The sequence below is a fragment of the Bacillus sp. FAU20 genome (genome assembly GCF_056033865.1).
The window spans coordinates 88,810-109,561 of the sequence record NZ_JBVYHY010000003.1 but is presented as its reverse complement, the minus strand read 5'-3'; the positions used below and the strand labels follow the sequence as shown (position 1 = coordinate 109,561).

The window sequence follows — 20,752 nt, the reverse complement described above, 5'->3', positions numbered from 1 at the left end:
CCGTCTAAGCCTACTCTTGAATATAAGATTCAATTTCGGTTAGCAACTCCAAGGTGTTCTTCACATATACCGCCTCATCAGGCTCTCACCGTCCCTGACTCGCTTTGGATTATAGTATATACTACTTTTCCTTATCATCGTCTTTCATTTTGTTAAACTAAAATTAATGTACTACATTCGAGAGAAAGATGCAAGATGCCAAAAAATATATGAGCGATTTTTGTAATATATCGACTTACCGATAGTGTCCGACAACCAATCCAATAAAAAAATTGCCGGAATGAATCCGGCAATTTTCTAATTACTTACGTAACTCCGCACCGAATTTCTCTTCTACCGTTGTTAGTACACGGTTATGTGCTTCTGTTACTTCTTCGTCTGTTAATGTACGTTCTGCATCGAAGTAAGTCATAGAGAATGCAAGTGATTTCTTGCCTTCTTCCATTTTTTCACCTTCGTATAAGTCGAATAATGTTACATCTTTCAGAAGTTCTCCGCCAGCTTCAGCAATGACTTGCTTCATTTCACCAGCTTTTGTTTCTTTTGTTACTACAACAGCCATATCACGCGTCATAGATGGGAAACGTGGAATTGCTGCGTAGTAAGTTTCTTCTGCGTCTGCACCGAATACTTTTACAAGAGATAGTTCGAATACGAATGTATTTTTCACATCTAATTGTTTTTCTGCCTCTGGGTGCAATTGACCGATGAAACCAATTACTTCGCCATCCAATACGATGTCAGCTGTACGGCCTGGGTGCATACCTTCACGTTTTGCTGGTGCATATGTGATTTGGTTTGAAACGCCAAGCACGTCGAATAGTCCTTCTAGTACACCTTTCACAACGAAGAAGTCTACTACTTTCTTCTCACCTTGCCATGCATGGTGAAGAGCAAGACCTGTCATAACACCTGCAAGATGTTGTTCTTCTTTCGGAAGTTCTCCTTCTTCTGTCGGTAAGAAGATAGAACCTACCTCGTATAAAGCAACGCTGTCGTTTTTACGAGCGACATTGTATGAAACTGCTTCTAGTAATTGCGGTACTAAGCTTAAACGAAGTTGGCTACGTTCTTCACTCATTGGAAGTGCAAGACCTACAGGCGCCTTTTCGTTTGGCTCAACCATATATTGTTTCGCTTTATCAGCGCTTGTTAATGAATACGTGATTGCTTCATATAAACCAGCACCCTCTAAGAAGCGGCGTACTTTACGACGTTTCGTTTGTGCTGATGTTAATTTACCACGAGTCATCGTTCCAGAAGGTAATGTAACTGGAATATGGTCATAACCGTATAAACGGCCCACTTCTTCTACTAAGTCTTCTGAAATTGTAATATCAGGACGACGTGCTGGTACATTTACATGGAATGTTCCTTCTACTTCTGTGAATGGGAATTTCAAGTTTGTGAACATTGTACCCATTTCACTCGCAGAAATATTTGTACCTAATACACGGTTTACTTTTTCAGCAGTAACAGATACTGTACGCTCTTGTACTTGTAAGTTGTCAGCTTCTACCACACCTTCAAGTGCTTCACCACCAGCATATTTCGCCATTAAAGCAGCTGCGTGTTGAATTGCTTCAAATGTACGTGTTGGGTCGATTCCTTTTTCGAAACGTGCACTTGATTCACTACGAAGACCTAAGTCTTTTGATGTACGACGTACTGTTTGACCTGCAAAGTATGCAGACTCAATTAGAACGTTTACTGTCTCATTTGTAACTTCAGAATCCGCCCCGCCCATTACACCAGCAACAGCTAAAGCTTTCGTGCCGTTTGTAATTACAAGATGGTGGCTTTGTAATGTACGCTCTTGATCATCTAACGTTTCAATTTTTTCGCCTTCTTTTGCAAGACGAACAACGATTTCTTTTGAACCTAATTTATCGTAATCGAATGCATGTAACGGTTGACCGTATTCCATTAAAATGTAGTTTGTAATATCAACTACGTTGCTAATTGGACGAATGCCAGCTGCCATAAGACGAGTTTGCATCCACATTGGTGATGGACCAATCTTTACGTTTTTAACCATTTTTGCAATGTATAACGGGTTTTCTTCTTTCGCTTCTACACTTACAGAAATATAATCAGAAGTTTTTTCTGCTGTTTCTTGTAAGTCGATAGCTGGAAGTTTTACTTCGCGGCCATAAATAGCAGCTACTTCATATGCAACACCTAACATGTTTAGGCAATCTGCACGGTTTGGTGTTAAGCCAAGCTCAAGTACTTCATCGTGTAAGTTTAAAATTTCAAGTGCATCTGCACCAACTTCAGCGTCACTTGGGAAGATGAAGATACCATCTGCGTATTCTTTTGAAACTAACTTTCCATCAATACCAAGCTCTTGAAGAGCACAAACCATACCGTGAGAAGCTTCACCGCGTAGTTTTGCTTTTTTGATTTTGAAGTTACCAGGAAGTACAGCTCCAACTTTTGCAACTGGTACTTTTAAACCTTTTGCAATGTTAGCAGCTCCACAAATAATTTGAACTGGCTCTTCTTCACCGATATCGATTAAGCATTTGCTTAATTTATCAGCTTCTGGGTGTTTTTCACATTCTAATACGTGACCAACTACAACACCTTTTACACCTTTATTTAATACTTCAACGCCTTCTACTTCAATACCACTTTTCGTGATTTTGTCTGCTAGTTCTTGTGCTGTTACATCTTTAATATCTACATACTCTTGTAACCAACGATATGATACGAACATATTTATCCTCTCCTTCCCTTACGCTCGTTTGAATTGTTGTAAGAAACGTACATCATTTGTATAGAAATGACGAATGTCATCTACTCCGTATTTCAACATTGCGATACGCTCTGCGCCCATACCGAATGCGAAACCTTGATATTCTTTTGAATCATAACCAGCCATTTCAAGTACGTTCGGGTGAACCATACCTGCGCCTAGAATTTCAATCCAGCCAGTTCCTTTACAAGTGCCGCAACCTTTGCCATGACACATCATACAAGAAATATCCATCTCTACAGATGGCTCTGTGAATGGGAAGAAACTTGGACGAAGACGGATTTCACGATCTTCACCGAACATCTTTTTCACGAATACTTGCAGTGTACCTTTTAAGTCACTCATACGAATGTTTTTATCAATTACAAGACCTTCAATTTGCATGAACTGATGTGAATGCGTCGCATCGTCGTCATCACGGCGATACACTTTACCAGGACAAATAATTTTAATCGGGCCTTTTTCTTTATTATTTTCCATCGTACGTGCTTGCACAGAAGATGTATGTGTACGTAGTAACGTTTCTTCTGTAATGTAGAATGTATCTTGCATATCACGTGCTGGGTGATCTTTCGGTAAGTTTAGTGCTTCGAAGTTGTAGTAGTCTTTTTCTACTTCTGTTCCTTCAGCTACTTCATAACCCATACCGATGAATACATCTTCAATTTGCTCAACAACAGCTGTTAACGGATGGTGACAACCTGTTTCAACAGGACGACCTGGCAGTGTAACATCGATTGTTTCAGTAGCTAATTTCGCTTCGATTACCGCTTTTTCTAAGTTACTAATTTTGTCATCTAAACGCGTTTGAATCGCTTCACGCACTTCATTTACTAATGCTCCCATACGTGGACGCTCTTCTGCTGACAATTTTCCCATGCCGCGTAATACTTCTGTAATTGGGCCTTTTTTTCCTAAATACGCTACGCGTACGTCGTTTAAGCTCTTTAGCTCTTTCGCTTCTTCAATAAGCTCTAACGCTTTTTGCTTTAGCTCTTTTAAACGTGCTTCCATTTTGGAACCCTCCTAATTTTAAAAATAAAAAAACCTCGCTCCCAAAAAGGGACGAGGTAAATTCGCGGTACCACCCTAAATTGACAGAACAAGTCTGCCCACTCATTAGTTATAACGATCAATTCTGACCGGAACGCCTTTACATATACATGGTCCTGGCGTCAACTCCAGAGGTGAATTCACTTCCGTCTACCATAAGAATGCTTTCAGTCTACGGCACTCTCTCCCTATATGGCGATTTTGTAAGTTACTCTTCTCTATCAACGTTTTTCGTTATTTAACTTTTAATATAATGTACTTCAACTTATTATAAGAAGTTTTTTATTTGTTCGCAACCGGGCTTTGCAAATAATACGTTAAAATCCCTGCTGCAACCGCAACATTTAATGATTCTGCCCCGCCGTAAATCGGAATATACAAGTTTTGATCCGTTTTTGCAAGAATTTCTTGGCGTACGCCGTTCCCTTCATTTCCTACAATTAATGCAAAACTGCCAGCCGGCGTTACTTCACCATACGGAACTCCATTTTCAAGAGCTGTTCCATATACAGGAACGTTATTTTCTTTTAACTTGTCTACCCATTCTTCTAAGTTCCCTTTTACAATTGGTAAGTGGAAAATAGAGCCTTGTGTAGAGCGGAGTACTTTACTATTATAAACATCAACACAACCTTCTCCAAGCACAACGGCGTGAATACCAGCTGCATCAGCTGTACGAATAATTGTTCCTAAATTACCTGGGTCTTGCAGGCCATCTAATAAAAGGAATTTCCCATCAGTAAGAGCTACTTCTTTCTCATGCTTCTCACAAACAGCAAATACACCTTGTGTCGTTTCTGTTTCACGAAGTATTTTGACAATCGCCTCAGGTACGATATACATTTCCACATCATTAACTGTCCAATCTTTCGGAAGGTCTGTCTGATCTGAAACGATAAGTTCCGTTACAATTCCTGCCTTCAAAGCTTCCTCGACTAAGTGGAATCCTTCTACAAAAAATAAACCTTTTTTATCGCGTTCTTTTTTCGTTTGCAGCTTTTTCCACTGCTTTACACGCGGATTTTGTACTGAATCAATGTTTTTCATAATATGTATTTCCCTCTCTTCTTGTCTTATCATTATAGCCTATTTTTCATACATATTTACATAAAAAAGAACAAAAACTAACGTCAGTTTCAATTCTGAAGAAGAGGTGAAAGCAATGAGTTTTAATTTACGCGGTGCCGTATTAGCGAATGTATCTGGAAATTCACAAGATCAATTACAAGAAACAATCGTCGATGCAATTCAAAGCGGTGAAGAAAAAATGCTTCCAGGTCTTGGCGTTTTATTTGAAGTCATTTGGAAAAACGCTGATGAAAATGAAAAGCACGAAATGTTAGAAACACTAGAGCAAGGATTAAAAAAATAAGCAATTTGAAAATCACCTTTGCATCAGCTAAGGTGATTTTTTTGCGGAAAAATTTTTTCTTCTCCTAAACATTTCTACTTTACTAGCGAACTATGATGGAGTACAATGTTCAAAATACATTTAAACCGATCGATTTTTCTTCATATACACCATAAGATAAAAGGAGTGAATGTTTTATGCACCGTATTACGCTTGAACAAATTTTTAAACACCACATTACACAAAAATACGTAAACCGTTCTGGAATGGTCCACGCGATCGCTGTCGCTTACCATGCGTTTCACCTAGCCAAAAAGCATCACGCCTCAGTCGATGCTGCCACAAAAGCTGGCTTCCTTCATGATATCGGACATCATACGTGGTACACAGGCGGCGAATGGGATTATGACTTATATAAAAAGAATGATATCCATGCAATTAAAGGCGCTGAAAGAGCACATAAATTACTTATTAGATTAGGAGAACATCCAAAACTAGCAAAAGAAATTTCTATTGCAATTCTTCTTCATACAGATTCTTTCTTAGTGGAACAAGAAATTGAAAGAACATCTCTTCAAAATATTATTAAATGGGCAGATGAAGCAGATGAAGAACCGGGCGGAGCGCATCATTATCGAACAATTTCTTATGAAAAAGCACTTAAAGCAATTCAGCAATTAGATCGATTGGTAGAGCGTGAATTGCAAATAGAGCAAGCAAAATTGAGTAACAAGACAGAACATAGTTATCAATGAGAAAGAGGCATCACTACAGGGTGATACCTCTTTTATTATTTTGTGGAAAATACACCTTTATATGTAATATTTAAATATTACGCCTGAAAACAAAATGCCTTATAATTAAATATACAAATATAAAGAGGTGATTCTACATATGCAACCCGCTACACAACTTTCTAATGAACAGAAATACTCTATGTCATGGGGACAATTTATTAGCTCCGTTGTATTCGCTTTTTTCGGAACCGGACTTATTACTGTGTTCCTCGCAATGCCCTTAACAATTTATACAGCTGGTCTCACAAATAAAAAACAAATTGCCCTGTACGAATCTATTGCCAATACCGCAAGTACCGTATTACAACTAGCCGTATTGTTATTCTTCATTTTTAAATTCGAACCCGCAAAAAAATTACTACTAAAATCTTTTAACTTTAAAACACTGAAAGAATGGCGCACATACGTATATTTACTTCTTTTCTTCGTTATAAACATCGTACTCAATTACATACTGTTAAATTATGTGTTCCAAGACGCAACGAAGCAGCAATCTTCCGCACTAAGCTTAGACGTCTTTAAGCAATATGAAATATTATTGCTTCTCAGCTTCGCCATACTCACACCTATTTTTGAAGAGCTTATTTTCCGTGGTTTTATACTTCGCTTCTTCTCAGAACGCTTTCCATTTTGGATTGCAGCCATCGTAACAAGTTTCTTCTTCGGTATCGCTCATACATACTCACTTGGGGTAATGGTCATTACTTTCTTTATGGGATTATTAATGGCGATTTTATGTAAAAAAACAAAGTCCATTATTCCAGCTATGTTATTTCATATTATGAATAATATGTTAGCATTCTTAGGATAAAGAGAGGTGTCATGATGATACCTCTCTTTACTCTTTTATCATTACTTCAAACCCTTCTACAGTTACGTTTTTAATAATCCGTATCGTTATTACCCTTTTCAATCAATTTATATATATTAATTAATAATATCCAAAATAAACCTCATGTAGTAAAATATAACTCATTACATAGAAGGAGATTATATATGTTTAGCTTACTTTGGGTTGTTTATATGCCATTTCTTGTCTTATGTGGATTTTTCGGTGGTATTTTTTTAATTGTTACTAGCATGAAACATCGTAAATTATTTGCTGGTTTAATGGGGCTACTTAGCTTTTCCTTTGTCACACTACCTTTTGTTTTTTGGGGCATGGGAGTGGAGAGCAATACAATCCTCCCTATTTCGACTACTTTATATTGGGTACTGTTTTCTTTAACTGGATTATCAGCAGGATTGAGTGGATTACAAGCAAAAATTAAAAGTATACGTAATATGGGATTCATTATTTTTACCATTGGAATATTAGGGGTTATCTTCTGGGTACTCATGTCTGTAGGTGATTGATTCTATATATAACTTTTTTCGAAACCCACAAATCGGAGGTAATACAGAAATGTTCGGAATATTAATTTGGATGATTTTAGCTTTTACTTTAATGTTATGCGAATTCATCGTCGGCATTTTTTTAATTATTGCTGGTATGAAATGTCGTAAATCATTTACTATTATAGCTGGTTTAATTAGCATATCTCTTATCGTTGTTCCTATCATTTGTATAGGTTATGGAATAGATTTAGAGGGGATGATTCCAATTTCAGTAACTTTATATTGGGGTCTCTTCTCTTTAGCTGGACTATTAGCTATTATAAGCGGCAGACAAATATCAAGTATTCGTGCTATGGGAACAATTTTGTTTATAACAGGGCTCTGCTCCGTAGCTGGTTACCAGCTTTTATATTTAACTGCATAAAGAGCACAAAAAAGCAGGGAATTTAATTCCCTGCTTTTCTATTTGGTTTATTGCCTGATTGTAAGAAGAACGATAACACCCAAGCGATACCTGCTAGTATCGTTGCGATTAAGAAGGCATCGTTAATACCGTTAATTGCAGATAGCTTTGAAATTTGTCCATATAATAGTTGTGTGCTCATCGCATCTCCTGCTTGAGCCGATCCAGCTAAGGCCGCTAAGCTTTGGCCCATGCCGTGTACTTTATCAACTAAAATTGGGTTGGATGTTGTTAACATATTGCCGTAATCTGCTACGTGAGCAGTTGTTTGTTGCGTCATAAGTGTGATTAAAATCGCTGTTCCGATTGAACCAGCTACTTGTCTTGACGTATTTTGCGTTGCTGTACCGTGAGAAATTAATTTCATCGGCAGTGCGTTCATACCAGCTGTCATAATTGGCATCATAATGAATGACATACCAATTGAACGTATAATATAATCCGTCATAATAACGCTATACGGTGTATCCATCGATAATTTTGTAAATTCATATGTCGCATACGTCGTAATTGCCAATCCAATTATCGCTAATGGACGAATGCCATATTTATCGAATAATTTACCCGCTACTGGTCCCATGATTCCCATAATTAATGATCCTGGAAGAAGTAGTAAACCAGATTCAATTGGCGTAAAGCCACGAATGTTTTGCAGATATACTGGAAGTAATAACATACCTCCAAATAGTGCCATCGTTACGATTGCGTTAATTACTAAAGTAAAAGTAAATACTGGATATTTAAATACTTGTAAATCAAGCATTTTATTGTCCGTTGTTAACTCTCTCCAAATAAATAACGCTAAACCAATTACACCGATAACAAGTGAAATAATGACTTCTGCACTAGTCCAACTATTATTTCCAGCTTCACTAAATCCGTACAATAAGCTTCCTAGTCCAATACTTGAACTAACCACACCGAATATATCTAATTTCGTTTTAGACACTGGCTGGGCTAGTGTAAAGAATTTTAAAGATAGGAACGTAATAATTAAACCGATAATAAACATCGCATAGAACATTAAGTTCCAGCTATAGTTTTCAATCACCCAACCTGTTACAGTTGGTCCGATAGCTGGTGCTAAAATCATCGCTACACCTAGTAATCCCATCGCCGCTCCGCGTTTATGAGGCGGGAATAACGTCATGAAGATATTCATACCAACCGGCATTAAAATACCCGCACCAACTGCTTGAATAACGCGGCCCGTCATCATCATTGTAAAGTTTCCTGAAGTAGCACAAATGATAGATCCTACCGTGAAGAATAACATTGCTGCTACGAATAATTTACGATACGTAAATCGTGAAACTAAAAATGCACTAATCGGTACTAAAATACCATTTACAAGCATGAAGCCTGTAATTAACCATTGTGCTGTTGAAGTTGATACGTTAAATTCATTCATTAACGGAGGTAATGCAACGTTAATAATTGTTTGGTTTAAAATAGAAACGAACATGCCGAGAATTAATACAGCTACAACTGCTTTTACGTTCACATTCTCTACAGGCGTAGACATTTGTTTTTTCGGCACTTCTTTTTCTTGTTTTACTTCTTCTTGCTTTCCTGTTTCTAACTCAACTACATTAGAAATTTCCGATTCTTGCTTTCGTTCAATTTCTTTCTCTTCTGTTTCAACTTTACTTATTTCTATTTTACTTACGGCTGGGACTTGTTCTTCTCCCATTTTCGTTTTTTTCTTTCGTAAAAGACGATTTACAAGGAAGAAGACGATTATACAAAATAGTGCATATCCTGCAATTACAATTGAGGACATCTCATCTCCCCCTTACTTATGAATACGAACTGTCACATTCATGCCAGGAACAATATTTACTGATTTGCTATGATCTAAAGAAATTTTAACTGGTACTACTTGTGTTACTTTCGTATAGTTCGCTGTTGCGTTGCTTGATGGCAACATAGAGAATGTATTCGCTGTTGTTAAGCCAACTTGTTCTACTTTTCCTGTTAACGTTGTATCTGGGTATGCGTCTACATACACATCTACATCTTGACCTTTTTGAACATCATCAACATCTGTTTCTTCAATGTTTGCTGTTACCCATAAATTGTTCATATCGAATGCGTAAGCAATCGGGCTACCAGCTCCAACGAAAGCATTTGTTGTTGCGTTTGATTGTACAACCGTTGCATTTTGTGGAATTGTTACATCTACTGTTTGTTCTCCATTAGCTGCCGCTACAGTAACAGTACCTAGTTTATCGTTCTCATTATAATTTTTTCCTACTTCAGCTTTCCAGTCAGTTAGTTTACCTGCTACTGGTGAAGCAACCGGAATTACCTTCCCATCAATCTTTGCATTGTCTGTTTTTAAGTAATTTTCCGTTTGGTTGTAATAGTAATAACCGCCAATACCGCCGCCAACTAGTACAATTAATGTGATAATGTTGATAATTACCATTCTTCGAAACTGATTCATTGCATTCCTCTCCTTATATCGCATATAATTTTTTTCTAAACTATTTATGTCCTTATTGTTTAGATTGTTTAATTGTTAATTATATTAACCTTTTATCAAAAAAATCACACCATCTGCAGCATAAATCGAAATTTATCTACCTGCGAGCGGTGCTGATTTCTGAAGGACTATCGTTTATAATTATAAATAATTATTTTGAATCTACAACCGACAATTTACGTATGAAATGTCGCTTAAACAACAATATAATACCAATATGTTGTTTAAGTATAGAAAATTAAACGAGGAGAAGAAAAATGTCTATTAAAAATACAAATGATCCACGTGTAAAGCGAACGAGACAACTCATTCAGGATGCTTTTGTCGCTTTAGTAGGCGAAAAAGGCTTTGAAAATGTAACTGTTCAACATATTGCAGAACGCGCTCCTGTAAATCGCGCTACATTTTATAGCCATTACCATGATAAATATGACCTATTAGACAAAAGTATTGAAGAAATGTTAGAGAAGCTAGCAGAAGTAATTAAACCGAAAAATAGAAATAAAGAAGATTTTCAACTTACATTCGATTCACCTCACCCTACATTTTTGGCTTTATTCGAACATATCGCAGAAAATGTAAACTTTTATAACGTTATGCTTGGGGATAAAGCTGCCGGAAACTACTCTTATAAAATGATGAAAACAATACAAGTGCATTTAACATTAAGCTTGTCTATTTCACAACCAGATGATGAAGATCTTATGGTTCCTCGTGATATTTTGATTAGTTATGTTACAGGGGCTCACATCGGAATGATTATGTCATGGTTAAAAAGAGGAATGATATATACTCCGCATTTTATGGCGATGCAATTAACTCGTTTAATTATTTTAGGCGCTCATACTGCAGCAGGATTAGAACGGCCTTTTTAAAACATAAAAAAGCGAAGGAGAATCTCCTTCGCTTTTTCTATTAATTAAATGTAATGTTATGTACAGCCTCTTTATCAAGACGTTTAATAACTTCTACAATTAACTTCACTGCATTTTCATAATCATCACGGTGTAACATTGCCGCATGAGAATGGATATAGCGCGTTGCAATTGTAATTGCCATAGAAGGAATACCATTTACAGCAATGTGAATCGCACCCGCATCCGTTCCTCCGCCCGCTACTGAATCATATTGATACGGGATTTGTAATTCATCAGCAACATCAACTACGAAATCACGTAAACCTGTATGTCCAATAACAGAAGCATCATATAAAATGATTTGTGGTCCATCGCCCATTTTACTTTGCGCTTCTTTTGACGTTACACCCGGTGTATCTCCAGCGATACCAACATCTACTGCGAACGCGATATCTGGTTTAATATAATTCGCAGATGTTTTTGCGCCACGAAGACCGACTTCTTCTTGTACAGTTCCAACGCCGTATACAACGTTTGGATGCTTTTCATCTTTTAATTGTTTTAATACGTCAATTGCAATTGCACAACCGATTCGGTTATCCCATGCTTTTGCAAGTAACATTTTTTCATTCTTCATCACTTGGAATTCAAAGTAAGGTACAACTTGATCTCCTGGTCGTACGCCCCACTCCATCGCTTCTTCTTGGCTAGAAGCACCGATATCGATGAACATGTCTTTAATTTCAACTGGCTTTTTACGAGCTTCTGGAGGTAAGATGTGCGGTGGTTTTGAACCAATTACACCTGTTACATCTCCTTTACGCGTTACAATCGTCACGCGTTGCGCAAGCATAACTTGTGACCACCAGCCACCAACCGTTTGGAAGCGAAGGAAACCTTTGTCATCGATTTGTGTAATCATAAATCCAACTTCATCTAAATGACCTGCAACCATAATTTTCGGGCCGTTTTCTTCCCCTACTTTTTTCGCAACTAAACTCCCTAAATTATCAGTAGAAAGTTCGTCCGCAAACGGCTCGATATATTTCTTCATTACTTCACGTGGTTCACGTTCGTTACCAGCAATACCACGTGCATCCGTTAATTCTTTTAGCATTGTCAATGTCGCGTCTAATTTTGTCATTGCCAACACCCTCCTTTTTCTTCAGTCAATTCATTATACAATAATTAAATTGAAATATTCAAAAATTAAATTAGTATCCTTGTGTTTGACGCTGATGATTTACTTCATTTTTATCTAAATATGCTTTTTCAATCTCTTCTTGCTCAAATTCAAGTGCTTGTCCGAGTCGAAGGTAGCTCGTAAATAATTCAATATAGTTTGTAATAGATGGTTGATCTGTAAAACGAATTACTTTCGCATATGTGTCTAAGAAAATTTCCACTTGTGTTTTATTCGTTTGTGCACATTTATAGAATAGGAAGTTTTTATCAATACCTAAATCAATGCCGATTGATAAAATAAAATGCAAACCATCTACGTATTCTTCTAATATTACTTCACGTTCCGAAGCTGGTTTGTTGCTCCAATATTTAAAACAACGTGTTTCATTTGCAAGTTCTCCAATTTCTACAAGAAGAGCTAACATTTTTTCTTTTAACAATTTTTTCGGTTGTAAGTCATGTTCTTTTGCAATACGGTCATCTAATTCTTTTTGTAATTTAAATAGTTGTAGTAAGTCCATTCTATTGTCCTCCTCCAACATCGCATTTTACGCAACAATGTTGTTTCATCTCAAAGTTCATTATTATGTTTCAGTTCTTATGAATAAGTCAGCTATCTACCTCTTTATAAAATAGCTTGTCCTTAATTTACAAATACGTTTCAGTCATCACTGTTAAATTGTTCATCTGATGAAAGTTCCATATCATCTTTCCATTATAGCAGTGTCGTTTCGGCTAGGAAAGATACTCTTCTTTCCAAACGAGCAGAATTGAAAAAAGCCAGGAGTATTCTCCTGACTTCATATGTATATTCTTCTATACTGCTATAACTTTTATATTGATTTTGTCATATTGATAATGACATAGCCGTTAATCTTTAGAATTTCTTTCACTTCTAACTTCTATTTGAATACAAATAAAAAAACCTTAGAAGAAAATTCTTCTAAGGTTTCAACTAATTAATTAGTTAATGTTGTTTTTTGCAACTGTTGCTAATTCAGCGAAAGCTTTTTCGTCATGAACAGCTAAGTCAGCAAGCATCTTGCGGTTAACTTCGATGCCAGCATTTTTAAGACCGTGCATTAAGCGGCTGTAAGAAAGACCATTCATACGAGCTGCTGCGTTGATACGTGTAATCCATAATTTACGGAAGTCACGTTTCTTTTGACGGCGGTCACGGAATGCATACATTAGAGATTTCATAACCTGTTGGTTAGCAACCTTGAATAATGTATTTTTTGAACCGTAGTAACCTTTTGCTAATTTAATTACTTTTTTACGACGTTGACGAGTAACTGTACCACCTTTTACTCTTGGCATAATATTACCTCCTAATTGTTCTATATATCAGCCGAACTTATTTTAAGTTGTCAAGCATTTGACGAATGCGTTTGAAGTCACCAGCGCTTACTACACCAGCTTTACGTAGTTTACGTTTAGCTTTTGTAGATTTGTTAGCGAATAAATGGCTTGTGTAAGCGTGAGAACGTTTCAGTTTACCTGATCCAGTCTTTTTGAAACGCTTTGCAGCGCCGCGATGAGTTTTTTGTTTAGGCATAGGTATTTCCTCCTCTATCTATTACTTATCGTTTTTCGGTGCTAAAACTAAGAACATACTGCGTCCTTCCATTTTAGGCTTAGATTCAACTGTACTAACTTCAGCACAAGCTTCTGAGAAGCGATCTAAAACACGTTGACCGATTTCTTTATGAGTAATGGCACGTCCTTTAAAGCGAATTGACGCTTTAACCTTGTCGCCTTTCTCTAAAAACTTGATAGCATTACGAAGTTTTGTGTTAAAGTCGTGTTCATCAATTGTTGGACTTAAACGAACTTCTTTCATGCTAATTACTTTTTGATTTTTGCGCTGCTCTTTTTCTTTCTTCTGTTGCTCAAAGCGGAATTTACCGTAGTCCATAATGCGGCATACTGGCGGTTTCGCATTTGGAGCAACTAATACTAAATCAAGATTAAGATTTGCAGCTAAGTCTAAAGCGTCATTACGAGACTTGATTCCAAGTTGATCGCCATTTGCGCCAACTAAACGTACTTCACGTGCACGAATTTGCTCGTTAATCATCATATCCTTGCTAATAGTAAGCCACCTCCAAGGTTTTCTCAGAACATATTTTGTAGTCATAGAACCCGAACAAAAAAAGTGCGGGCATACGACACCCACACTTGTAAAATCTTAAGTAAGAAATACATTTACCTGTTAACTGCGAATGCGTCCATCAGGTGAGAAGCGGGTGCTTCTACTTGTTCCACAAAACAATATTCTATTATCCTTGATGAGTTTATCATAGGACATGACGTCTGTCAAGAAGACGCGATGTGTTTTACTAACAACAAGAAACATTGTAACAAACAACTAACATACTTGCAATACTTTTTTATGATAAGTGTTACATGGTTATTTTTTCTAATTTTTCTCAAGTATATTACATAAAAAAGCCGCGGTATACCGCGGCTTTTTCTTATCGTTTTCCTTCTACTTTAATCATGTCAACAAAAGCATCTAATGCGATTGTTTCTGATTTTTGTTCACCATATTTACGTACGTTTACGCCGTTTTCAGTTACTTCATTGTCACCTACTACAAGCATGTACGGAATTTTTTGCATTTGTGCTTCACGGATTTTGTAACCGATCTTCTCTTCACGAGTGTCTAATTCAACACGGATACCAGCACGACGCAATTCGTCTTGTACTTTCTTCGCATAGTCTAAATGTACTTGCGGAGAAACTGGAATTACTTGTACTTGAACTGGAGCTAACCATGTTGGGAATGCACCTTTGTATTCTTCAATTAAGAAGGCTACAAAACGTTCCATAGTTGATACAACACCACGGTGAATTACAACTGGACGATGTTGTTTACCGTCTTCACCAACGTATGATAATTCAAAGCGTTCTGGAAGTAAGAAGTCTAATTGTACAGTTGAAAGTGTTTCGTCTTTTCCAAGAGCAGTACGAACTTGAACATCAAGTTTTGGACCGTAGAATGCCGCTTCACCTTCAGCTTCATAGTAATCAAGACCCATTTCATCCATAGCTTCTTTTAACATACCTTGTGCTTTTTCCCACATCTCATCATCCGCATAATACTTTTTAGTATCTGCTGGGTCGCGGTAAGATAGACGGAATGAGTAGTTCTCTAAACCGAAATCTTTGTACACTTCTAGAGTTAAGTTTACAACACGTTTTAACTCTTCTTTAATTTGATCTGGACGAACGAAAATGTGCGCATCGTTTAAAGTCATTCCGCGTACACGTTGCAATCCAGATAACGCACCTGACATTTCATAACGGTGCATTGTTCCAAGTTCTGCAATACGGATTGGTAATTCACGGTAGCTGTGAATATCATTTTTATAAACCATCATATGATGAGGACAGTTCATTGGACGAAGAACTAATTCTTCGTTATCCATTTCCATTGATGGGAACATGCCATCACGGTAGTGGTTCCAGTGACCAGAAGTTTCATAAAGCTCTCTGCTTCCTAGTACTGGAGTATATACGTGATCATAGCCTAAGCTTGCTTCTTTATCAACGATGTAACGCTCGATAATGCGGCGGATTGTTGCACCTTTTGGTAACCAAAGTGGTAAACCTTGTCCTACTTTTTGGCTATTAGTAAATAGTTTTAATTCTTTACCTAATTTACGGTGATCGCGCTCTTTCGCTTCTTCAAGCATACGTAAGTGCTCATCTAATTCTGCTTTCTTAACGAATGCAGTACCGTAAATACGTTGTAGCATTTTATTATTGCTATCGCCGCGCCAGTAAGCACCTGCAACGCTTAATAATTTAAACACTTTAATTTTTCCTGTAGATGGAAGGTGAACACCACGACAAAGGTCGAAGAATTCGCCTTGCTCATAGATTGAAATAACTGCATCTTCTGGAAGATCGTTAATTAAATCTAATTTTAACTCATCGCCGATTTCTTCAAAGCGACGAATTGCTTCTGCACGTGGTACTTCATGACGAACGATTTCTAAGTTCTCGTTCACGATTTTTTGCATTTCTTTTTCGATTTTCTTGAAGTCTTCAACTGTAATTGCTTCTTCCATATCAATATCGTAGTAGAAGCCATTTTCAATTACTGGACCAATGCCAAGCTCAACCTTAACATCTTTATATAAACGTTTTAACGCTTGTGCTAAAAGGTGGGCTGTTGAATGGCGTAAAATATATAGGCCATCTTCAGAATCTAATGTAATGATAGAAACTGCACCATCTTCTTCGATTGGTGTAACAAGATCGATCATCTCATCGTTTAATTTTCCAGCTACAGCTTTTTTCTTTAAGCCTGGGCTAATAGAAGCTGCGATTTCTTCAGTTGTTACGCCTTTTGGAAACTCCTTCACAGCTCCATCAGGGAAAGTAATTTTAACTACATCTGCCATCACTGGTCACTCCTCTTTTTCTCAAAATAAAAAACACTCATCCCGTAAAAAGGGACGAGTGTTGAATTCGTGGTTCCACCCTTGTTCCAATTAACATAATTGTTAATTGCTCAAGTTCAACATAACGGTGTTGTCCGTTAGCAATTACTAGAAAAACCGTTCACTGCTAAAGTTTAGAGGTGGTAAGTAATAATCCCGTACTAGGAAGCTCACACCCTAAGGCTTCCCTCTCTGAAAATCGTAGAAAACTACTCATGTCCTCATCATGACATTTCAATATATTTCATTTATGTAGGTAATTATATGCTCAAAAACTTAGAAAATCAAGGGCGTTACCTTTATTTTTTAAATTTTTCACATTGCGCTCAAAATCATGTAATCCATGTAATTGGACCCGTTCTTGGAACACATTTCGCAAAGTAATAATCATATTATGGTCTTGTTCTTTCGTATATAAATAAATCTTTTTGGGCGAAATAGAAAGAAGCGGCGCAATTACTTTCGTATCAATATATACATCATTTTGCTTTAACAATTCCTCATCTATATATTGGACCAACTTCTCCTGTTTTAAACGTCTACCTTTATCATCATAAAAGATAAAGCTTTCATCAAAAATAAGATGCACACAAGACAAACGTGATTTACGGCTGCTTACTTGTTGCCGAAGCGTCTCAATGAACATTTGGTATTCTTGCTCCATCTTATATTCATCAATTGCCACTTCCGCAAGTTTAGCCACCATTTCCCTATATGTACGAAGACGAAAACGGATATATGATGAAAACGAGAATGAGAGCGGATCACAAAGCCAATTGTTTAAAGAAGACTTAATATATGACTCAAATGCGTTACGCGTTAAATCCTGAGCTACACCTTTTCTTCTTCCCTTTAAAATCTCATGTGCCATGTGCAATATTTGATGACACTCTTCTTGTTCTTCATAAAAAAACTTTTCTTTTAAAATCGTATAAATCCACTCATTTTGTTTCACATTCACAATGAAATACACCATTACTGGCAATAAGATCTTTTCAATATAATTCGATTCACGTACTGGTATGTGAATCACCACTTTTTGTTCCTGTAAATACACACTCGTTTCCTTATATAATACTTCCGCTCTTTTCAGCAATTGTCTATATACGTGCATAGCATCATTTTTTTCTTCGAAGCAAATTTCAATCACTTTTGTCCCCCCTTTTATCCCCGCTCTAAAGGACTGTATCTATACGTTACAAATCCTATAAGAGTCCGTCCCGCGTGAATTTCACTCTTAGTAGAATCACATTTCCTATCGTTAGAAAATCCACTCAATATGGCTTGCTAATTTTATATATATTAAGGGAGGGAGAAAAAAATGATACAAGCTACTATGAATTTTTATTGTATACTTTACTTATCAATAAAAGGGGGTATCTGAATGTTTGAATATAAATTCATAAAAGTCGAATTACATTGGGGGTTCACTCGCTCAAAACCAGCTGAAGACTACCAAGAAATTATTCAAGAACATGCTAGAGATGGCTGGAGGTTCGTACAGATTGTTGCCCCTACGATTGGCAGTTCTGGACAACCTGAATATTTCGACCTCATATTTGAAAAGAAAATATCACTATAATACAAAAGAGCAAGCTTCTCAGCTTGCTCTTTTACTTATGACGACGGTTTTTCCCACCAATTGGAATTGGTTTCGCTAAATATTTAATTCGCTCCATAATACGTGCTGCCTTCATTTCTTCAGCCTCACCACGCTGCGTATACGTTAAATGGTGTTCCAGTTGTTTAAAATCAAAATTAGACGTAAAGAACGTCGGTAAGTTTTCTAACATACGGAATTGCAAGATTGCACCAAGCACATCGTCACGCACAAAGCTTGACATCGCTTCTGCCCCGATATCGTCTAACATTAAAACTTGTACGCGTTTAACCGCATCAATCTTTTCACCAATCGAATTATCTTGAATTGAACTTTTAATTTCACGTAAAAATTCCGGGAAGTATACGAGCATCGAACTTATTTTCTTTCGAGCAAGCTCGTTCGCTATTGCTCCTAAAAGGTAAGTTTTTCCTACACCAAATTTACCGTACAAATATAAACCTTGTGCTTTTTTACCTGGTTCATATGTACTTAAAAATTCATTCGCTGCACCAATTGCATCGATACGTGCATTTAAATCAGAAGGGTCTAAGTTTTCCATAGTTGCCTGCAAAATATCCGTTGGCATATATACACTTTGAACGAGTTTTTCATATTTCTTTCTCTCGTCATGCGCTACTTTTCTAACGCAGCGATCGTATTGAATATCAATCATCTTCCCTTGAATAACAAGCTTTGGCTCATAACCTTGTAGCATATTTTTACATGAACCTAAATCCGGACAATCCACGCAACCTACACTTTGTCCAATATATTCATATAACTTCACAAGACTGCGCTCAATCATAGAAGTCGTTACTTCACCCTTATGTTCGTCTATAAATTCTTTCACACGCGGATGCGCCATTACTTCTGCCTTTAGTACTTCATATCTATTTTTAAAGTTTTCATTTTCCATTAATTTTGCAAATGAATTTTGAATATGCTCCATTTCCTCACCTCAAAGAGCGTTCATTCTCTTCTATTAATCACGCTTATATTTTTTTAACACTTCTTCTAGTCGTTTTCTTTCATCTTCTAGCGTACTTGCATCTTTTTCTACACTTATATCTTTCTTCTCTGTTTCTTTCTCTTGTTCTTTCGGCTCTTCTTCCTTAAGCCAATCTGGCACCATTTCTTTCCGCACCGTTTTCTTCGCCGTACGGCCTTTTTTCTTCGTCTCAGCCCACTCTTGATATTGACGGTTCTCTTCTTTCGCTAACGCCATCGCGTCCGCTACTGTACCGACCTTTTTACGTGCCCAATGCCCAGCAATCTTCTCGACATACGTTTTCGCAAGTTTCATATCTGAGCGTAGCATAACGTAATAAATAAGTACATTCACAACTCCTGGTGTCAATTTTTGATTAATCATGACATCTTCAACGATCTGCAAGTCCGCTTTCGTTGCCTCTGCACCACCAGAAATCTCTTTCAATAGTTGTTTTGGCGAGATTTCCTCTAGCTGCTTTATTAACATCTCCTCTTGCGATGAAGGCTCTTTCTCTTTCATCGTACGTGCAGCATGAGGCTGTACTCTTTCACTTAATACCGGTAATGCTTGACCATTTTCAAATTGATACCAATCGCGCGCTCCTTTTCTAAGCCTTTCCATATCAATTGTTTGCATCTCTGTCACTGCACCAAGAACGATATTTTGCATCGATAACACATCTACACCATACACGTAAGCAAGTGTTATAACGCAGTCTCTCACTTGATCTGTAATCGCCTTTTTAGGAACAAGAGCGGACAATCCATCTACAAATAAAGAGAAATCAAAGAAATCATTCCAAACTTTCGGAGCGTCTCCCTTCTCGTTACTTGGCATAGTTGTCGTTTTTGGAATACGAAGGTCTTCTTGCGCATGCTCAAGCTGTCCTGGATTAAACGAACCAAACACATCATTGAAAGAACGCGTAACATTTTCATAAGAAGCAAAATCAAATTCTTCTTCTAAGAAATATTGCTTTACTTGATTATATTTTGTCCGGCTCAATCGATTATATAAAAAGATACTTAAAACAATATCATCAAAAAACTGCTTCGGAGATAAAGGTGGTTGCAACTCATATATGAACATTCGAATATCTTTTTCTTTCTTAATATAAACCTTCAATAGCCCAATTGCCTCTAACTTTACTCGTTCCTCATATATTTCAGGAAGTTGCATTTGCATAGTCACCATAAGGGAATGATGCGTATTCTCTTTTCCAAATACACGATCTTGCTCTAGCTCTCCCCATAGTGTCATGTATAAGCTAAAAGCTCTACTACCTATTAACGGCTGATACAACATCGTTAACACTTTTCGGTCGTAATTGTGCAGTAGCCCTTTCGCACTTACTTTATAACGATCAATCGGCAATAGCTCCATCCATGACTGTTTTTCCATTCTTGCTTTT

At 37.1% G+C, this 20,752-nt stretch carries 21 protein-coding genes and 4 other annotated features (1 of these 25 cut by a window edge); of the genes, 7 read left to right on the top strand and 14 right to left on the bottom strand.

Going from position 1 to position 20,752, the window contains the following annotated elements:
* Positions 1-147: a binding site (T-box leader), on the bottom strand (it extends 105 nt beyond the left edge of the window).
* Positions 148-301: 154 nt separating this feature from the next.
* The 3 genes from pheT to AC0OM3_RS00805 form a co-directional block, all read right to left on the bottom strand.
* Complete coding sequence (gene pheT, locus AC0OM3_RS00815; RefSeq protein ID WP_046945875.1) at positions 302-2,722, bottom strand: phenylalanine--tRNA ligase subunit beta; 2,421 nt, start codon at positions 2,720-2,722, stop codon at positions 302-304.
* Between the two features lie 18 nt (positions 2,723-2,740).
* Positions 2,741-3,775 carry a phenylalanine--tRNA ligase subunit alpha gene (gene pheS / locus AC0OM3_RS00810; protein ID WP_000388226.1) on the bottom strand — a complete coding sequence of 345 codons (1,035 nt, stop codon included), beginning with the start codon at positions 3,773-3,775 and terminating at the stop codon, positions 2,741-2,743.
* A 44-nt stretch (positions 3,776-3,819) separates the two neighbouring features.
* Positions 3,820-4,048: a binding site (T-box leader), on the bottom strand.
* 48 nt (positions 4,049-4,096) lie between these two features.
* The gene (locus AC0OM3_RS00805) at positions 4,097-4,894 is read right to left on the bottom strand and encodes a TrmH family RNA methyltransferase (RefSeq protein WP_001986644.1); all 798 of its coding nucleotides are present in this window, start codon (positions 4,892-4,894) and stop codon (positions 4,097-4,099) included.
* Between the two features lie 82 nt (positions 4,895-4,976).
* Here AC0OM3_RS00805 and sspI point away from each other — a divergent pair, with 82 nt between their 5' ends.
* The 5 genes from sspI to AC0OM3_RS00780 all read left to right on the top strand — a co-directional run bounded on the left by sspI (position 4,977) and on the right by AC0OM3_RS00780 (position 7,724).
* A complete protein-coding gene (gene sspI / locus AC0OM3_RS00800) occupies positions 4,977-5,186 on the top strand; it encodes a small acid-soluble spore protein SspI (protein ID WP_000009509.1) in 210 nt (69 codons plus the stop codon).
* A 176-nt stretch (positions 5,187-5,362) separates the two neighbouring features.
* Positions 5,363-5,920 (top strand): HD domain-containing protein, encoded by a 558-nt coding sequence (locus tag AC0OM3_RS00795; RefSeq protein ID WP_000554787.1) that lies wholly within the window; start codon positions 5,363-5,365, stop codon positions 5,918-5,920.
* A 139-nt stretch (positions 5,921-6,059) separates the two neighbouring features.
* Complete coding sequence (locus tag AC0OM3_RS00790; protein ID WP_001182125.1) at positions 6,060-6,773, top strand: CPBP family intramembrane glutamic endopeptidase; 714 nt, start codon at positions 6,060-6,062, stop codon at positions 6,771-6,773.
* Positions 6,774-6,958: 185 nt separating this feature from the next.
* On the top strand, positions 6,959-7,318 hold the full coding sequence (locus AC0OM3_RS00785; protein WP_000492094.1) for a hypothetical protein: 360 nt from the start codon (positions 6,959-6,961) through the stop codon (positions 7,316-7,318).
* Positions 7,319-7,367: 49 nt separating this feature from the next.
* Positions 7,368-7,724, top strand: coding sequence for an ammonia permease (locus tag AC0OM3_RS00780; protein ID WP_474210990.1), 357 nt, complete (start codon positions 7,368-7,370; stop codon positions 7,722-7,724).
* Between the two features lie 22 nt (positions 7,725-7,746).
* On the opposite strand, the gene AC0OM3_RS00775 is transcribed toward AC0OM3_RS00780, so the two are convergent.
* Positions 7,747-9,546: a DHA2 family efflux MFS transporter permease subunit gene (locus tag AC0OM3_RS00775; RefSeq protein WP_474210989.1), complete on the bottom strand. Its 1,800-nt coding sequence runs from the start codon at positions 9,544-9,546 to the stop codon at positions 7,747-7,749.
* A 12-nt stretch (positions 9,547-9,558) separates the two neighbouring features.
* A complete protein-coding gene (locus AC0OM3_RS00770) occupies positions 9,559-10,212 on the bottom strand; it encodes an HlyD family secretion protein (protein WP_001071419.1) in 654 nt (217 codons plus the stop codon).
* 296 nt (positions 10,213-10,508) lie between these two features.
* Between AC0OM3_RS00770 and AC0OM3_RS00765 the strand changes: the two genes are divergently transcribed.
* Entirely contained in the window at positions 10,509-11,126 is a 618-nt protein-coding gene (locus tag AC0OM3_RS00765) for a TetR/AcrR family transcriptional regulator (RefSeq protein WP_000023661.1), read from the top strand.
* 40 nt (positions 11,127-11,166) lie between these two features.
* On the opposite strand, the gene AC0OM3_RS00760 is transcribed toward AC0OM3_RS00765, so the two are convergent.
* The 7 genes from AC0OM3_RS00760 to ytxC all read right to left on the bottom strand — a co-directional run bounded on the left by AC0OM3_RS00760 (position 11,167) and on the right by ytxC (position 17,897).
* The gene (locus AC0OM3_RS00760) at positions 11,167-12,252 is read right to left on the bottom strand and encodes a M42 family metallopeptidase (RefSeq protein WP_000163555.1); all 1,086 of its coding nucleotides are present in this window, start codon (positions 12,250-12,252) and stop codon (positions 11,167-11,169) included.
* Positions 12,253-12,322: 70 nt separating this feature from the next.
* On the bottom strand, positions 12,323-12,814 hold the full coding sequence (locus AC0OM3_RS00755) for a dUTP diphosphatase (RefSeq protein WP_000365050.1): 492 nt from the start codon (positions 12,812-12,814) through the stop codon (positions 12,323-12,325).
* A gap of 442 nt (positions 12,815-13,256) precedes the next feature.
* Positions 13,257-13,613 carry a 50S ribosomal protein L20 gene (gene rplT / locus AC0OM3_RS00750; RefSeq protein WP_001138362.1) on the bottom strand — a complete coding sequence of 119 codons (357 nt, stop codon included), beginning with the start codon at positions 13,611-13,613 and terminating at the stop codon, positions 13,257-13,259.
* Positions 13,614-13,650: 37 nt separating this feature from the next.
* The gene (gene rpmI / locus AC0OM3_RS00745) at positions 13,651-13,851 is read right to left on the bottom strand and encodes a 50S ribosomal protein L35 (RefSeq protein WP_001125945.1); all 201 of its coding nucleotides are present in this window, start codon (positions 13,849-13,851) and stop codon (positions 13,651-13,653) included.
* 21 nt (positions 13,852-13,872) lie between these two features.
* Positions 13,873-14,376, bottom strand: a complete 504-nt coding sequence (gene infC, locus AC0OM3_RS00740; protein ID WP_000973215.1) for a translation initiation factor IF-3 — start codon at positions 14,374-14,376, stop codon at positions 13,873-13,875.
* 63 nt (positions 14,377-14,439) lie between these two features.
* Positions 14,440-14,560 (bottom strand) — a sequence feature (ribosomal protein L20 leader region).
* A gap of 210 nt (positions 14,561-14,770) precedes the next feature.
* On the bottom strand, positions 14,771-16,708 hold the full coding sequence (gene thrS / locus AC0OM3_RS00735; protein ID WP_000786083.1) for a threonine--tRNA ligase: 1,938 nt from the start codon (positions 16,706-16,708) through the stop codon (positions 14,771-14,773).
* 47 nt (positions 16,709-16,755) lie between these two features.
* Positions 16,756-16,984: a binding site (T-box leader), on the bottom strand.
* A gap of 31 nt (positions 16,985-17,015) precedes the next feature.
* Positions 17,016-17,897, bottom strand: coding sequence for a putative sporulation protein YtxC (ytxC, locus tag AC0OM3_RS00730; protein WP_000569629.1), 882 nt, complete (start codon positions 17,895-17,897; stop codon positions 17,016-17,018).
* Between the two features lie 234 nt (positions 17,898-18,131).
* Between ytxC and AC0OM3_RS00725 the strand changes: the two genes are divergently transcribed.
* Positions 18,132-18,329, top strand: a complete 198-nt coding sequence (locus AC0OM3_RS00725) for a DUF4177 domain-containing protein (RefSeq protein WP_088045505.1) — start codon at positions 18,132-18,134, stop codon at positions 18,327-18,329.
* Between the two features lie 31 nt (positions 18,330-18,360).
* Here AC0OM3_RS00725 and dnaI read toward each other — a convergent pair whose 3' ends face one another.
* Entirely contained in the window at positions 18,361-19,299 is a 939-nt protein-coding gene (gene dnaI / locus AC0OM3_RS00720) for a primosomal protein DnaI (protein ID WP_000400104.1), read from the bottom strand.
* A 33-nt stretch (positions 19,300-19,332) separates the two neighbouring features.
* Positions 19,333-20,742 carry a replication initiation and membrane attachment family protein gene (locus AC0OM3_RS00715; protein ID WP_000415026.1) on the bottom strand — a complete coding sequence of 470 codons (1,410 nt, stop codon included), beginning with the start codon at positions 20,740-20,742 and terminating at the stop codon, positions 19,333-19,335.
* Positions 20,743-20,752 lie beyond the last annotated feature (10 nt).